Genomic DNA, 15,272 nt, shown 5'->3' with positions numbered 1-15,272 from the left:
CGGGGAGCGGAAGGCGGCGGGCATCATGACGGGATTCAGATCGGCGCAATGCCCAGCGTGGTGCCGCCGCACACGTACAGCATCTGTCCGGTGACGAAGCCGTTGTCGGGCGACAGGAAGAACATCGCCGCGCGCGCCACGTCCTCGGGCGTGCCCAGGCGCTTGACCACGATGCTGTTGATGATGCGCTCGGTCTGTGGCGCGCCCGCCGGATTGCTCTTCGTGAACAGATCCGTGGCGATGGGGCCGGGGCCGATGGCGTTGACCGTGATGCCGTCGCCGCCCAGTTCCATGGCCAGCGTGCGCGTCAGGCCCACCAGCCCGGCCTTGGTGGCCGAATAGACCACGCGGTCGGGCTTGCCCAGCGCCGCGCGCGACGACATGTTGACGATGCGGCCGAAGCCCGCCGCGCGCATGGCCGGCAGCGCCGCCTGCACCAGGATCAGCGCGGTGCGCAGATGCAGGTTGACCACATAGTCCAGGTCTTCCAGCGTCGCCGTGTCGGCCGTGCCCGGCCGCGTCGCGCCCGCGTTGTTCACCAGCCCCACGATGTCATACGCCGCCGTCACCTCGCGCGCCACTTCCTTCGTGCGCGCCTCGTCGGTCAGGTCGGCCTGGTAAGACACCAGCCCCGCCGGCGGCGCGTCCGGCAGCCGGTAGTCGATGTTCACCACCGCGTGGCCCGCATCCAGCAACATGCGGACAATCGCCGCCCCGATCCCGGCGCTGCCGCCGGTGACAAGGTAAGCCCGTGGTTTGCTCATATCCGCTCCCATATCTTCAATTCAAAAATCCCGCAAACGCATCACGCCAATCCGCTCGGGCCGTTTGGTACTTCGCAAGAACCAGCCCTTCCAATCTGAGCCACCCTCCCCAAGCGGGGTCACCACCAGATCCGGCTCCGCCGGTCTGTAGGTGACGCCCCCTGGGGGGCGCGCGTAGCGTGTACGGGGGAGCCTAATGCGTGGCGTAGCCCCAAAGGAGGACGGCGGCGATGTGAATCACGCCCACCCACAGCATCATGATCACCGTGTAGCCCATCACGTCGCGCAGCTTGAGCTTGGACAATGCCAGCGCCGGCAGGATCCAGAAGGGCTGCACCAGGTCGTTCCAGGCGTTGCCCAGCATCACGGCCATGGTGGTCTGGTTCAGCGCGCTGCCGATTTCCTTGGCGGCGTCGATCATGAACGGACCCTGGATCACCCAGTGGCCGCCGGCGGACGGCGCGAAGAAGTTGATGACGAAGGAGCTGATCAGGCCCCAGAAGGGCAGCGTCTCGGGCGTGGCCACGTCGACGAAGATCTTCGAAATGGTGGTCACCAGGCCCGAGGCCGCCATGATGGCCATGATGCCGGCGTAGAACGGGTACTGCAGGATGATCCCGGAGATGGTCTTGATGCCCTCGGTCAGCTTGGCCACGTAGGCGGCCGGCGTGCCCAGCAGGATGATGCCCAGGAACAGGATGATGAAGTTGATCAGGTTCAGGTCCAGCGAACCGCCGCCCGTGAAGTGCAGCACCACGTAGCCCACGCCCATGAGGCCGATCAGCAGGCTCAGGATGCGGCTGTTGTTCAGGCGGGTGGCGATGGTGTTCTTTTCCAGCATGTCGTCGGCGCCGCCGGCCTGCGTCGCGTCGCGGTCGATGGCGGGGTCCACTTCCACGACCTTGTCGCCCAGCTTGGGATGCAGCCAGGCGTTCAGCAGCGGCAGCGTCACGATGATGACCAGGCTGGTGATCAGCATGGGCACCGAGAAGATGGTCTCGGTCAGCGGGATCACGCCCATCTGGCCGGCCGTCGGATGGCCCGGCGTGGCGACCAGCACGGGGATGCTGGCCGACAGGCCCAGGCCGTACATGGTGAAGCCGCTATAGGCCGCCGCGATGATCAGCGGGTAGTGCACGCCCTTGACCTTCAGCGCCAGCTTCTTGGCGACCACGCCGCCGATCACCAGGCCGAAGCCCCAGTTCAGGTAGCTGCCGATGCCGCCGACCAGCGTGGCGACGATGATGGCGGTGCGCGGCTGGTGCACGTGGCTGACGATGCGGTCCAGCAGGCGGTCGGTCAGCGGCGCGGTGGCCAGCACATAGCCCATCGCCAGGATCACGGCCATCTGCGTGGTGAAGGCCAGCAGGCTCCAGAAGCCCTTGCCCCAGGCCGTGGTCATGGCCGTCAGGCTCTTGCCTTCGACGCCGATGGCCAGCAGCACGGTGAGCAGTGTCAGCGCGATCGCGAAGACGAAGGGGTCGGGCAGATACTTGCGCATCAGCTCCGTGAAAAAGGACGCCAATTTATTCATGTTGCCTCCAGCAAACTCCGGGTAGGGCGTGGTTCTGTGCCGTTTCCATCGCCGGGCGCACGCGCCTGGCGACGGAACAGCGGTCTTCTTTGTGTGGTCGGGCTCGTGGCCCGGTGGCGGCAGTGGTCGGTGCCCTGCGCCTTATGTTTGGGTATTCGGTGTCGCGCGGCGGCCGTCAGCCGCCGCCAGCCTTGCGCTCCAGCCAGGCGGCCAGTTCGGCCAGCGCCTCGCTCTTCTCGCGCAGCACGCGTTCGCGGCGTTCGGGGCTCCAGGCATAGAAGCCCTGGCCGCTCTTGGCGCCCAGCTCGCCGCGCTCGACCTTGCCGCGCAGCAGCTCGGACGGCTCCTGGCGGTTTTCCAGGTCCTGGTACAGATAGCTGGCGATCGCGTGGTGCACGTCGATGCCGTTCATATCGCGCTGTTCCAGCGGACCCGACAGCGCCAGGCGGATGCCCAGGCTCCACTTGACCACCTCGTCGATGTCCTCGGCGCTGGCCACGCCCTTTTCCAGCAGCGAGATCGCTTCGCGCGCCAGCGCGTGCTGGATGCGGTTGGCGATGAAGCCGGGGATGTCGCGGCGCACCAGCACGGGCCGCTTGCCGACGGCGCGCAGCGCGTCCATCACGACGGCGACGGTGGCTTCCGAGGTGTCGTCGTTGCGCACCACTTCCACCAGCGGGATCACGTCGGCGGGCGTGAAGAAGTGCGTGCCGACGAAGCGTTCGCGGCGCGTCACGGCGCTGGCCAGGGCGTTGATCGACAGGCCCGAGGTATTGGTGGCGAAGATCGCGCCGGGCGCGCAGATGGCGTCCAGTTTCGTGAAAATGCCGCGCTTGAGTTCCAGGTTTTCCGGCACCGCCTCGATCACCAGATCGCAATCGGCGGCCGCTTCCAGGTCGGGCGACATGCGGATGCGCGCCATCGCCTCGGCCTCGCCGCCGGCGGCGTACACGCCGAGCTGGCGCGCGATGCTGGCGCGGGCCCGGTCCAGCGCCCCGTCCACCGGGTCGATCAGCACGACAGGCGCGCCGCGCGCGGCGAACAGCGCGGCGATGCCGCTGCCCATGCCGCCCGCGCCGACCACGGCCAGATGCTTGAGGGGAGTATTCATGATGGTTCGCTGCCTTGCTGGCGACCGGCGGCGAGGCGGACGCGCGCGGAACCTGGGACTGTCTCTTCCGTGGCGTCTTCCTGTGCGCGCGGCCAGAAAAATCTTTTGTTCTATATACGAACATTTGTGCGTATATAGAATTTCTGCCGAAGATAGTACTAAAAGTGGCGGCAGGTGGACAAATCAGCTTTTTCAAGCGTTCATTGCATGGACGATTTGTCGGAGGACAGGAGCGGGGCGCGCCGTCCCGGCAGGCCCGCGCCGAAGCGGGTCAATATTCTTGGAGCCCGGCGAACGACTGTGTAAGCTCAGCCGTCTGTGGATCGCGCCGCCGCGCGCGGCGTCCATGCAAGCCCGCCTGGCCGTGGTCCATGGCCACGGCCCGGACCCTACAAGGAGAGATCTATGCGTTTCCAACACCGTTCCATGCCGTGGCGCTGCGCCATCCTGGCGGCCGCGCTGGCCTTCGCCGGCTGCTCCAGCTCCATGGCGAAAAAGCCGCCGACGGCCCCGGCCCCCGCCGGCGCCCGCGCGGCGGTCTATCAGGCCATGTTCGCGGACAACGGCTCGGCGATCCAGGGCGGAGCCGCCGCCTTCTGCATCGGCATCGGCGCAGGCTGGAACCTGCGCGATCCGGCCAAGTCCGTGCTGGAGGCGCTGCGCGATGACGCGCGGGTCAAGCCCGCCTCGGCCTGCGACGCCGGCAAGAACGGCGAACGGGTGGTGGACCGCGCCAGCGGCAAGCCGGCGCTGCTGTTCGGCCTGGACCTGATTGATTGCGTCTCGGAATCCGACTGCCGCTTCCGGGGCAGCTATTACGAAGGCAACCTGAGCGCGCAGGGCAATGTGTACCGCGCGCGCCTGGTCAATGGCTTGTGGCGGGCCGCGATGGAATCGCGCGGCCCGGCGTCCTGACGCGGCCCCGGCGTTGCGGGGCCGCCGTGTGCGCTACCAGCGATAGGTGGCGGTGCCGATGATGCGGCGGGGTTCGCCGTAGAAGCAGCCGTAGGTGCAGCTGCCGATGTAGGTCTTGTCGGCCAGGTTGGTGGCGTTCAGCGCGAAGCGCCACGGTCCCGTGGTGTAGCTGACCATGGCGTCGAGCAGCGTGAAGGACGGCACCTCGACCGCCGTGCCATGCGCCATGCCGCGTGTGCTGCCCACATAGCGCAGGCCGGCGCCGACGCGCAGGCCCGGCAGGCCGAAATCGCCGAACCCGTAATCCCCCCAGATCGAGAACTGATTGAAAGGCACCGAATCCAGGCGCCGGCCTTCGGCGTCGGGCTGCAAGGGGCTGGCCTTGAGCGTGCGCGCGTCGGTGTAGGCGTAGGCGGCGATCAGGTTGGCGTTGCGGCCGACGCGGGTGCGCGCTTCCAGCTCCAACCCGCGTGAACGGGCCTTGCCGGCCTGGATCTGGTACGACGTGTCCATGGGGTCCGGCACGGTGAGGTTCTTGCGCGTCAGCTGGTACACGGCGGCCGACAGCATGGTGTCGGAGCCCGCCGGCTGGTAGCGCAGGCCGGCTTCGTATTGCTCGCCTTCGGTGGGCTTGAAGCGGCTGCCCTGGCGGTCCTGGCCGGTGGTCGGCTCGAAGGACTGGCTGTAGCTGAGGAACGGCGCCAGGCCGTTGTCGGCCAGGTAGACCAGGCCGGCGCGGCCGGTGAAGGCCTTGGTCTTCTCGTCTTGCGCGTATTGCTCGCCGGTGAACAGGTTGTGCTCGTTGGCGCGCACCCAATCCTGGCGGCCGCCCAGCAGCACGACCCATTTGTCGGCGATCTTCATCTGGTCCTGGAGATAGATGCCCAGGCGCTTCGTATCGGATTTTGTCGACGAGTTGATGTTGGGCGTGACCGGTCCCAGCGGGCTGCCATAGACCGGGTCATAGAGATCCAGGTTGTCCAGCGTCTGGAAATAGCGCCGGGTTTCGTGCTTGGGCGTCGAATAGTCCAGCCCGGCCAGCAGCGTGTGTTCGACGATGCCGGTGCGTGTCTGGTATTGCAGCGACGTGTCGGTGGACACGGCCGATGAGCGATCCACGCGCGGGGAGAAACCGCGGTCCGCGGTGCGCCGCCCGTCCGGCATCAGTTGCCAGAGATCGGTGGAGCCATAGTCGCTCTTCGCGTTGATGTAGCGCAGGTTGTGCCGCAGCTTCAACTGGCTGGTGAACGCATGTTCGAACAGGTAGCCGACCGAATAGCGCTTCATCTTGAACTCGTCCAGTCCGGGTTCGCCGGTGAACCGGTTGCGCGGGATGCGGCCGTTGGGGTTCGGCAGCACCGTGCCCTGCGCCGGCAGGCCATAGACGTAGACCGTCCGGTCTTGCTGGTATTCGGCCAGCAATGTCAGCGAGGTCGCCTCGTTCGGCTGCCACTTGATGGCCGGCGCGACGTAGGTCCGGTCGTCGGGCACATGGTCGACGAAGGTATCGCTGTCGCGCCTGAGCGCGGTCAGGCGATAGGACCAGGTGCCATCCTGATCCAGCGCGCCGCCGAAGTCGGCGGACACCTGCCGGCGACGGAAGCTGCCCGCTTCCACATTGAGCTCGCGCAGCGGCTCGACGGTCGGACGCTTGCTGACCGTGTTGATGACACCGCCCGGCGGCATCGCGCCATACAGCACGGACGAGGCGCCCTTCAGGAACTCGATCCGTTCCAGGCCGTAGGGTTCCTGCCTGCCGTTATAGATGTTCACGGTGTAAAGCGAGCCGTCGCGGTAGTAGCTGCCCTGGTTCGAGCGAAACCCCCGCAGGAACAGGCTGTCCGTCGTCCGGTCGATGCCCTCGGCGCGACTCACGCCGGCCACATAGCCCAGCGCGTCCTGCATGCTTTGGGACTTCAGCGTTTCGATTTCCTGCGCGCCGATCACGGTGATCGATTGCGGCGTTTCGATGAGGGGGGTGTCGGTCTTGGTGCCGGTGGCGCTAAGGCGTGCCGCATAGCCGGGGAACGGGCCGGCGGCGGTTTCCGCCTGGGCGCCGGTGACGGTCACGGGCTCCAGCAAGGCGGCGTCCTGCGGCGGCGCGGGCTTGAGCGTGTAGCTGCCGTTCGCTTCGCGCGCGGCGCGCAGTCCCTGGCCGCGCAGCAGTTCGGCGAAGCCTTCCTCCACGGTGTAGCTGCCGGATAGCCCGGCGCTGCGCTTGCCCTGCAGCAGGCTGGCGTCCATGGTCAGCTCGACGCCGGCCGCGCTGGCGTATGCGTTCAGCGCCTGGCTCAGCGGGCCGGCGGCGATCGCGACGCCGCGTCGGCTTTCCGTGGTTTGGGCGAGGACCGCCGCGGGCGCGGCGGCGAGCGCGGCGCTCGCGATCAGCGCCAGGCTGGCGGCGGCCCGCGCCAGATCCTGGGAGAGAGGCGCTTTGCGGCGCGTCCGGGCGGCCTGGGGGGAAAGGGCGGGAGGAGATAGCGGGGACATGGTTCCGTGCCTTGCTTGCGTGCGGGAAGTGGAGGGAAGTCCCTGTATCCCGGACGAGATGGCCGGATCCTCAATCGGGTCGCCGGAAATTTTGTAACCGCCGCGTTCAGTCCGTCGGTCGCAGCGTCACCCAGTAGCGCGTCCGATACACCACGGTCACGGGCAGGCCGCGTTCCAGGTTGTGCAGCGCCCGGTCGGTATCGTGCAGCGGGAAGACGCCGCTCACGCGCAGGTCCGCGACGGCGGGGTCGCAGCGCAGCAGGCCGGGCCGGTAGCGGCCCAGCTCGGCCAGGAAGTCGTCCAGCCGCCAGGCGTCGGCCACCAGCACGCCTCGGCTCCAGGATGCCGCGTCCTCGCTGACCGGGGTGGGCGGGTCGGCCCGGTAGCGGGAAAAACGCGAGCCCTGGCCCGCATCCAGGCGGATGGCGGCGTCGGGCGCGCCGGCGGGGCGGATTTCAACCGCGCCCTCGAACACCGCCACGCGCGCATCCTCGTCGTCTTCGCGGACCGTGAAGCGCGTGCCCAGCGCCTGCACGGTGCCGTGCCGGCCGCGCACCCGGAACGGTCTCGGCGTGGCGGCGGGATCGGGCGCGGTGGCGACCAGGATTTCACCGGCCAGCAGCACCACCAGGCGCGCGTTCGCGTCAAAGCGCAGGTCGATCGCCGTGCCGGTGGACAGCGTGAGGCGGGTCCCGTCGGGTAGCGTCAGCGCGCGGATTTCCCCGGTGCCGCTGTGGTAGTCGGCGGTGACGCCACGCCAGGCGTCGGTGCCACGCAGGGCGTAGCCGGAGCCCGCCAGCAGCGCGCCCAGCCCCAGCAGGCGCATGGCGCGGCGCCGTCCCGTGCCGGATACGGCGCGGCGCAAGGCATGACCGCCCGCCTGCGGCTGCACGCCCGCCAGCTTGTCCTCGAACGCCAACAGGGTCTGCCAGGCCCGTTCGTGATCGGGATGCTGCGCCCGCCAGCGCGCGCAGTCGGCGCGGTCCTGCTCGCTGGCGTCGTCCGACCACAGGCGGGCCATCCATTCGGCGGCGCGCCGGGCGATGGCGGGATCGGCGGGGGAGGATGGCATGGCGGGCTAGTCGCGGGGCAGCGCCAGCCGGGCCTGGCAGCAGGCCAGCAGGGCGGTCGCCACGTACTTTTCCACCGACGAGACCGAGACGCGCAGGCGCGTGGCGATGTCGCGGTAGCTCATGCCGTCCAGCTTGCGCAGCAACAGGGCTTCGCGTGCCTTGGGCGGCAGGCCGTTCAGCACGGCGTCGATATCGACCAGGGCCTGCACCGCCGCCGCGCAGTCCTCGGCGGACGGCGCCAGCGGCTGCGGCAGCCGGGCCAGCGCGTCCAGGTAGGCGGCCTCGATCTGGCGGCGGCGGTACAGGTCGATCACCAGTCCCTTGGCGATCTGCGCCAGGTGCTGGCGCGATTGCTGCGGCTCGGGCATGCGGCCGCTGCTCAGGATGCGAAGGTAGGTGTCGTGCGCCAGGTCGGCGGCGTCGAAGGCATTGCCCAGCCGGCCGCGCAACCAGCCGCGCAGCCAGCCGTGATGTTCGGCATACAGGCCTTCGATGCCCTGGCGCGGCAGGGCGGATTCTTGGACCGACATGGGGGAGGCCTCCGGCGCGGCGGCGCCGAGGGCCTTGCGCTGAAAATGAGAATAATCCTCATTCTATAGCGCAAGTGGCGACCCCGGCAATGCCGCGCGAGGCGTCACGGCCCGTGGATGCCACCGGCCATGACGCCCCTCAGCGCGCCGGCCAGGGCTGCTCCGCCATCCCCAGCCTGGGCTCGCCCAGCAGGGGCGTGGACAAGGCGTAAGCGCCGTTTTCGGTGAAGGCCCAGATGATGTTGCGGTCATACTCGGTGTAGATCGAGAACACGCCCTTGCCCAGGGTATAGACGGGCAGCTCGGATTCGTCGGCCAGCGCGGGCACGAAGTAGCCGGCGATGGTGGGCTTGGCGGGATCTGCCACATTGAATATCTGTACGCCCGCGTTGTAGAACGAATAGGGCACGATTCCCTGGCGCCATTGGCCCGGCTGGCCGATGGCGTTGGCGCGCTTCGGGCCGAAGTTGCCGCCTCGCTGGCAGAAGCTGGTGAATGGCGCGCCCGGCGGCACTTCCGGTTGCGGCATCTTGGCGGCGACCTTCAGGTGCGAGGGGTCGCGGGCATCAATGACGAAAATGTCCTTGTAGGGTTCATAGCAATCACGGTTCATCGGATAGCCGTTGGCGAACACATAGCCGGTGCGCGCGTATTGGCTGACATCGGCGTTGTCGAACTCGGTGCCGGCGAAACTGGGTGGCGTGTTCACGCCGCTCAGCATCTTTGGCTTGGCCGGGTCGGACAGGTCGAATGCGTACACGCCCAGCCCGCCCATTGCGCCAAAGCCGAGCTTGCCGCCGCTTTCCAGGGATTGCGGCAGGAAGATGGGATTGCGAGCGCCCATCCAGGACGTGCGATTACCGGCCCGAGGATTTATCAGATAGGTCTCTTCGTGTTCCTTGTCGCCCAGGATCTGACCCGGCACGGCGATCTGCGAGACGAACTTGGGGTCCGCGGGGTCGGTCATGTTCCAGATCTGGTAGCCCGGGGAATACAGGTAGTTCGGGTATTCGGTCAGGCCATAGCTGTCGTCCGGCGCGGCGGACAGGATCATGTATTTGCCGCCGTAATACTCGGGCGAATCCAGTGAGCCGGATCCGCGCTGCTGGCCGATGGGGGCGTCCGGGTGTTGGTAGTCCGTCGTGCGGGTCGCGAGCAGGCGCCATTGGCTGGGCAGGGGGCCGTCCATGGCAAAGACCTTGAATCCCTTGAGCGAGTTGTACTTGCGTTGCGCGGCGACCTTGTCGGGCTGCTCCAGCTTTTCGTTCAGCAAGCCGTAGCGGCCGATCTCGAATGACGCAACCAGCACGGGCTTGCCCAGCTTTTTGCTCCAGGCGATGGTGGCGCCGCCCAGATAGTCCTGCGCGTTGGCCGGATCGTACTTTTCGCTCGAACCCTTCGGCCCCCAGACGCCGCCCTTCGAATACACGATCTTGCCCTTGGCGGGGTCGGTCACGTCCAGGATGCGCAGATAGTCGCGATCATGCACGTACAGGTAGCGGCGGCCCTCGAAGTCGGCAATATTGTTCCAGGCGTGGAAGGGCGAGCCCACGCCGGGATAGAAGGCCAGCACCTTGACGTTCTTGGCGTAGCTCTGCTTGTCCCAGGTCGTCATTTCACCGGGGAATTTCTGGCCCTTATGGACTTCTGGCGTGGCCTTGGGCCAGATGAACTGGCCGGTCGCCGGGTCCATGCCGTAATCCACGCCGGGCTGGAGCGGCGCGGGCCGGCGGTCAGGCGTCAAGCGTAGCCACTGCGCCAGGTAGGGATCCTGCACGTTGGGGGTGCCCGGGGTGGCGCTGGAGCTGGCGGCGGGCGCGACCTGCTTTTGGGGCGCGGGCTGCGCGGATGCCGGCGGCGTGGCGTTGGCGAGCAGCAGGCAAGCGAGGGCCGGACCCGCGAGACTCGCGGACCCGAGGGATCGATGGGTGGACATGTCGTCTCCTTGTGGGGGCAGTGGGGGCGTGTGCCGGATTCGCCAATGGCGGCTATTCAGAAGGCGTGGCGGATGCCGATCTGGTAGCCGGTCGGGTTCTGGCCAGCGTTCGGATAGTTCTGGAATGTCACGGGATACGGCACGGGCGCGGCGCGGTCGTGCTGTACACGGGCGACGCTGGCGTACAGGTCGGTGCGCTTGGACAAGCCGTGGATAAAGCCCACGACGAAGCCGGTGGCGCTGGACAGGCGCTTGTTTTCGTCGTCGTGACGGCGGACCACGCTGGCGTAGAGGCGGTTGCGGCCATCGATTTTCCAACGCGCGCCGAGCTGTACGTCCCAACCCCGGGCGTTGAACGCGATATAGGGCGGATATGCGTAGTAACCGTTATAGGAATGGAAGATGAACGTGGGTTCCACGGCGCCGATGCGATAGACCGCGGACAGGTAATTGTCTCGGGAGGAGTGCACCCGGGTTGGGCCGAAAATGTCCTTCGTGTGTTGTTGCTCGCTGGCCAGGCCCAGGAACAACGGGCCTTCGCGGTACTCCAGCGCGGTGCTGATGAAACGTCCCGCCTTCGAGCTGTCGCCTTCGCCGTTGCTCATCATGAAGCGGCCCGAGAGGCCGTGGAACGCGGGCGTCTTATATTGCACCGCGCCGTCCGTCCGATAGGGCGCATAGAAGAACTGCATGTTGTTGACCATGCTGAATTCGGCGGCCCAGGTCGGGTCGGCATAGCCGGCGATCCAGTATGAGGGCGTGAACTGCCGGCCCAGCGTCAACTCGCCCCAGGCGCCCTTGAGCCCCACGAACGATTGACGGAATTGCGCGGCCTGCTGGCCGTTGTTGGCCGAGAACGTGGGTTCGATCGTGAAAATGGCTTTGTTGCCGTCGCCCAGCTCTTCGACGCCGCTGAGATTGAAGCGCGAATTGTTCAGACCGCCGCTGGACATGCGCGTGGTCGAGCCTGGACCCGACGACCGCAGGTGCTTGATGCTCATGTCGACATAACCGGACAGCCAGACGCGTGTCTGGGCTTGAGCCGGGGAACACACGCATAGGGCAGCGACGGCCGCCAGCGCCGATAGTTTTTCCATTTGGCCTCCCCTCCATGACGACCGCTCCCGCCCGCGGGGCGGGTCTGGTTTTCGGTACAAGTCAATTGTTTGTGTACTTTATTTGTTAAAAGTATACGTATTGGCCATCCGGGTTTATATTTCTCTCTGCTTATAGTTGAAGATGATTTTGTTATAGCGAAAGCGGTTGCGGGTGTACGCAATCTTGGCCAAATGGATATGGACAAGCGTATGGATGCCGCCGCGTGCGGCCCGGACGCCGTCCCCGGGAACCGGCGCAATCGGAGCCAGACATGAACAAGGCGCAAGCGCTTCCCTTGAGTGGTGTGTCGTTGATCCGCCGCCTGAAGCTGAATCAACTGATGATCTTCGGGCGGGTGCTCGAGACCGGTTCCGTGATCGGCGCGGCGCATGAGTTGCGCTTGTCGCAACCGGCGGTGACCAAGGTCATCCAGGAACTCGAGGCCTGTGTCGACGGCAAGCTGTTCGAGCGCTCCAACCGCGGCGTGGCGCCGACCGAATTGGGGGTGTTGCTGGGCCGTCGCGTCAAACTGCTGATGGCGGAACTACGCGGCATGACCGATGAGCTGAATGATCTCCGCCTGGGTGCAGCAGGCCGTGTGACGGTCGGCACCTTGATTTCCGCTTCGACCCGCCTGTTGCCCAATGCGATCACCCTGCTGAAGGCGCGCCTGCCGGGGGTGTTGGTCAGCGTGCGCGAAGGCGCCACCACGCATCTGTTCGCGGCGCTGGCCGCGGGCGAACTGGATATCGTTGTCGGACGCCTGCCCGAGCCCGAGCTACCCCTGGCCAACATGCATGCGCTGAGCCACCATGCGCTCTTTGACGAAGCGCTGTGCGTGGTCGTCGGCAAGGGCTACCGAATGGGGGCGGACCGCGTCACCCACCTGGCCCAACTGACCGGCGCGTCGTGGATCCTGCCCACGCCGGACTCGCCGGCGCGCTTGGCGGCCGAGCACCTGTTTCGCGCGGCCGGCCTGCCGTTGCCCACGGACATCGTCGAATCGCTGTCGATCCTGACCAACATTGGTCTGTTGCTGCGCGCCCCGTATGTGGCGCTGATGCCTCGCACGGCCGCCCGGCAGTTCTCGGACGCGGGCCTGCTTCGCATCCTGGACCTGCCCGAAATGGGCGCGTTCGGCACGGTTGGCTATACGCTGCGCCTGCATCGCGAGCCCAGCGCCGCGTGCCGGACTTTCATCGCCTGCCTGCGCGATGCCGCGCCGCATGGGAGCGACGCGGCGATCGAGCGCGCTATTGAGGCTCTATGCCCGCCGCCGCAAGCAGCGGTTGCCACAGGTTCCGCTCAGCCTTGATGCGCGCGCCGAAGGCGCTGGGCGGTTCGCCATAGGGCGTTATGCCGAGTTCTTCCAGCCGCGCCCGGAACGCCGGATCCGCGACGATGTCGCGGCCCTCGTCGGCCAGTCGGGCCAGGACAGCCTCGGGCATGCCGGCGGGGCCGACCAGGCCATTCCAGGTTTCTACGGCATACCCCGGATAGGTTTCGGCGATGGTCGGCAGGGCCGGCAGCTGGGCCAGCCGTGTGGCGTTGGACACCGCCAGCAGCGATAACTTGCCGGTGGTCGTGTAGGGGATCACCTCGGAGACGCTGGCGCTGTACAGGTCGATCTGCCCGGCCAGCACGTCCGACAGCGCTTGCGCGCCGCCGCGGTACGGCACCATCGTCGCCTGCACGTTGGCGCGGGTCAGGAACAGCAGCGCCGACAGGTGGGTCAGTCCGCCCGTGCCGGCGTGGCCCACGTTCAGCGCGCCGGGATTGGCCCGGCCGTAGTCCACCAGGTCGGCCAGCGTCTTGAAGCCATGGCGGGCGCTCGCCGCCAGGATGAAGGGATTGCCGCCCACATTGATGATGGGCGCGAAATCGCGGATCGGGTCGTAGCGGATTCTATTGGTCATGGGCGCCGTCACGATCTGCGTCATGGTCGACATGAACAGGGTCTGCCCGTCCGGTTTGGCGCGCGCGACGTATTCCGCCGCGATCAGGCCGCCGGCGCCGCTGCGGTTTTCCACGATGAACGGCTTGCCGATGCGTTGGCTCAGCTTTTCGGCCATGAGGCGCGCGATCAGGTCGGTGTTGCCGCCAGGCGAGAACGGCACGACGATCGTGACAGGTCGGTTCGGCCAATTTCCCTCGGCCCGCGCGGCGAACGGGGCGCTGGCGAGCAAGCCGATCGCGCCCAGTCCCAAGCGCCGCCTGACAGGATTGAAGGGGGGAGTCATGTTGTCGCCTCTCTGATTGTTTTGGTTGTCCGCCCGGCATGACCGCCGGGTCGGGTCATGCGATCCGGCAGGCTTGCGCGAAGTCCAGGCGCGGCAGGCGCGCGTAGAGTTTGTCGGGATCGCCCTTGCCCAGGTTGCACAGGAAATTCACGCGCCACGTGCTGTCGGCGAAAAATTCCCGGTTCACCGCGTCGGCGTCGAAGCCGGATAGCGGGCCGCAGTCCAGGCCCAAGGCGCGCGCGGCCAGGATCAGGTAGCCACCCTGCAGCGAACTGTTGCGCATCGCGGTTTCCTGCGCCAGCGCGGCGTCGGCCGCGTAGGCGTCATATTGGGCCGGCCGATGCGGGAACAGCGTTTCGCCCAGGCGGTGAAAGGCGCTGTCGTAGGCGACGATCGCCGTCACCGGCGCGCCCAGCACCTTGGCCACGTTGGCGGGCGCCAGCGCGGGCACGAGCCTGGCCTTGGCCTGCGCGGTCTTGACGAACACCAGTCGCATGGGGCTGGTATTGGCGCTGGTGGGCCCGTGGCAGGTTAGCTCGTAGAGCGTCCTCAGCTTGGCGTCGGCGATATCGCCAGGCAGCCAGCCATTGTGACTGCGGGCCTGCAGGAACAATTGATCCAGTGTGCACGATTGGTTCATTCATCGTCTCCCAGGCGGGCCGTCATGCGCGCGCCGCCGACAGCGCCGGCAGCGCGGCGCGCATGCGGGCCTCGACCTTCGCCGCCGTGTCGGCATCCAGGGGCACCAGCGGCGGACGCAGGTGGCGCCAATCGTCGTCGCCCGTCAACAGGGACAGGGTGTGCTTGACGGCGGCCACCATCGGGAACTGTTCGGCGGTCTTGCGCACCGCCTCGATGCCGCTGCTCAGGCGCGCCGCGTGGGCCGGCGAGGCGTGCGCCAGCGCGATGTCGCGCGCATTGATATTGTTCGTGGCTGAAATGCAGCCCGCCGCCCCAAGCTCCAGACTGCGCAGCATCAGCACTTCGGACGCCGGAAAAATCGACAACTGCGGGAACCGCGTCAGCATGGCGGTCAGGTTGTCCCAATCCCCCGAGCTGTCCTTGACGCCGACGATGTGCTGGGGAAACGCGGTGACCAGCCGTTCGATCAGTGACAGGGTGAGGGGTACGCCGGACACCGCGGGGATGTGATACAGCACGATGCGCAAGGCGGGGTTGTTCACCCGCTCGATCAGTTGGCGGTAGTAGGCGAATACCCCGGCTTCGGGAACGTTCTTGAAGAAGAAGGGCGGCAGCACCAGCGCGCCGGCGCAACCCAGCTCCAGCGCGTGGCGGGTCAGCGTGACTGCGTCGTCGATGGCGCAGCATCCCGTACCCACCAGGATGCGTTCGGGCGCGATCCCCGCGTCGATCACGGCGTCGACCAACGCCATGCGTTCGCTCAAGGTTTCCGAGCAGGCCTCGCTATTTGTGCCGGAGATCGCCAGGCCGGCGCCGTCCGCGACGAGCTGTTTGCAGTGAGCGACAAAGGCGGGCACGTTGAGGGAGGCGTCCGCGCGGAAGGGACTGACCACGGGGGCGAACACGCCGTGCAAGGCAGGATGTGACATGTAGGGTTCC

Annotated in this window: 13 protein-coding genes; 2 read left to right on the top strand and 11 right to left on the bottom strand. The window is 67.1% G+C overall.

The window, feature by feature from the left end; translation table 11 throughout:
• Nucleotides 1–35: 35 nt before the first annotated feature.
• From AC6LJ5_RS05230 to AC6LJ5_RS05220, 3 genes are all read right to left on the bottom strand, one after another.
• On the bottom strand, nucleotides 36–764 hold the full coding sequence (locus AC6LJ5_RS05230; RefSeq protein WP_392408988.1) for an SDR family NAD(P)-dependent oxidoreductase: 729 nt from the start codon (nucleotides 762–764) through the stop codon (nucleotides 36–38).
• A 193-nt stretch (nucleotides 765–957) separates the two neighbouring features.
• A complete protein-coding gene (locus AC6LJ5_RS05225; protein WP_392408990.1) occupies nucleotides 958–2,298 on the bottom strand; it encodes a short-chain fatty acid transporter in 1,341 nt (446 codons plus the stop codon).
• Between the two features lie 175 nt (nucleotides 2,299–2,473).
• The gene (locus AC6LJ5_RS05220) at nucleotides 2,474–3,409 is read right to left on the bottom strand and encodes a 3-hydroxyacyl-CoA dehydrogenase family protein (RefSeq protein WP_392408991.1); all 936 of its coding nucleotides are present in this window, start codon (nucleotides 3,407–3,409) and stop codon (nucleotides 2,474–2,476) included.
• Nucleotides 3,410–3,814: 405 nt separating this feature from the next.
• Between AC6LJ5_RS05220 and AC6LJ5_RS05215 the strand changes: the two genes are divergently transcribed.
• A complete protein-coding gene (locus tag AC6LJ5_RS05215; protein ID WP_103271324.1) occupies nucleotides 3,815–4,324 on the top strand; it encodes a hypothetical protein in 510 nt (169 codons plus the stop codon).
• A 33-nt stretch (nucleotides 4,325–4,357) separates the two neighbouring features.
• On the opposite strand, the gene AC6LJ5_RS05210 is transcribed toward AC6LJ5_RS05215, so the two are convergent.
• The 5 genes from AC6LJ5_RS05210 to AC6LJ5_RS05190 all read right to left on the bottom strand — a co-directional run bounded on the left by AC6LJ5_RS05210 (nucleotide 4,358) and on the right by AC6LJ5_RS05190 (nucleotide 11,450).
• The gene (locus tag AC6LJ5_RS05210; RefSeq protein ID WP_498139971.1) at nucleotides 4,358–6,814 is read right to left on the bottom strand and encodes a TonB-dependent siderophore receptor; all 2,457 of its coding nucleotides are present in this window, start codon (nucleotides 6,812–6,814) and stop codon (nucleotides 4,358–4,360) included.
• Nucleotides 6,815–6,920: 106 nt separating this feature from the next.
• The gene (locus AC6LJ5_RS05205) at nucleotides 6,921–7,886 is read right to left on the bottom strand and encodes a FecR domain-containing protein (RefSeq protein ID WP_498139970.1); all 966 of its coding nucleotides are present in this window, start codon (nucleotides 7,884–7,886) and stop codon (nucleotides 6,921–6,923) included.
• 6 nt (nucleotides 7,887–7,892) lie between these two features.
• Entirely contained in the window at nucleotides 7,893–8,417 is a 525-nt protein-coding gene (locus AC6LJ5_RS05200) for a sigma-70 family RNA polymerase sigma factor (protein ID WP_392408994.1), read from the bottom strand.
• Nucleotides 8,418–8,556: 139 nt separating this feature from the next.
• Entirely contained in the window at nucleotides 8,557–10,353 is a 1,797-nt protein-coding gene (locus AC6LJ5_RS05195) for an LVIVD repeat-containing protein (protein ID WP_498139969.1), read from the bottom strand.
• Nucleotides 10,354–10,409: 56 nt separating this feature from the next.
• A complete protein-coding gene (locus AC6LJ5_RS05190) occupies nucleotides 10,410–11,450 on the bottom strand; it encodes a porin (protein WP_392408996.1) in 1,041 nt (346 codons plus the stop codon).
• Nucleotides 11,451–11,722: 272 nt separating this feature from the next.
• Here AC6LJ5_RS05190 and AC6LJ5_RS05185 point away from each other — a divergent pair, with 272 nt between their 5' ends.
• Nucleotides 11,723–12,766 carry a LysR substrate-binding domain-containing protein gene (locus AC6LJ5_RS05185; RefSeq protein WP_498139968.1) on the top strand — a complete coding sequence of 348 codons (1,044 nt, stop codon included), beginning with the start codon at nucleotides 11,723–11,725 and terminating at the stop codon, nucleotides 12,764–12,766.
• On the opposite strand, the gene AC6LJ5_RS05180 is transcribed toward AC6LJ5_RS05185, so the two are convergent.
• Genes AC6LJ5_RS05180 through AC6LJ5_RS05170 form a run of 3 tightly spaced genes read right to left on the bottom strand, consistent with a single transcriptional unit; the run spans nucleotide 12,705 to nucleotide 15,262 of the window.
• Nucleotides 12,705–13,691, bottom strand: a complete 987-nt coding sequence (locus AC6LJ5_RS05180) for a Bug family tripartite tricarboxylate transporter substrate binding protein (protein WP_103271318.1) — start codon at nucleotides 13,689–13,691, stop codon at nucleotides 12,705–12,707. The two genes, AC6LJ5_RS05185 and AC6LJ5_RS05180, sit on opposite strands and share 62 nt — an antisense overlap.
• Nucleotides 13,692–13,746: 55 nt before the next feature.
• Nucleotides 13,747–14,331, bottom strand: coding sequence for a malonic semialdehyde reductase (locus AC6LJ5_RS05175; protein WP_103271317.1), 585 nt, complete (start codon nucleotides 14,329–14,331; stop codon nucleotides 13,747–13,749).
• A 22-nt stretch (nucleotides 14,332–14,353) separates the two neighbouring features.
• Nucleotides 14,354–15,262 carry a dihydrodipicolinate synthase family protein gene (locus AC6LJ5_RS05170; protein WP_392408997.1) on the bottom strand — a complete coding sequence of 303 codons (909 nt, stop codon included), beginning with the start codon at nucleotides 15,260–15,262 and terminating at the stop codon, nucleotides 14,354–14,356.
• Between the last annotated feature and the right edge of the window lie 10 nt (nucleotides 15,263–15,272).

Source organism: Achromobacter sp. 1011791174 (genome assembly GCF_059760925.1).
Note: the sequence above shows the minus strand (reverse complement) of the source record. Positions and strands in the feature narration are given on the sequence as shown.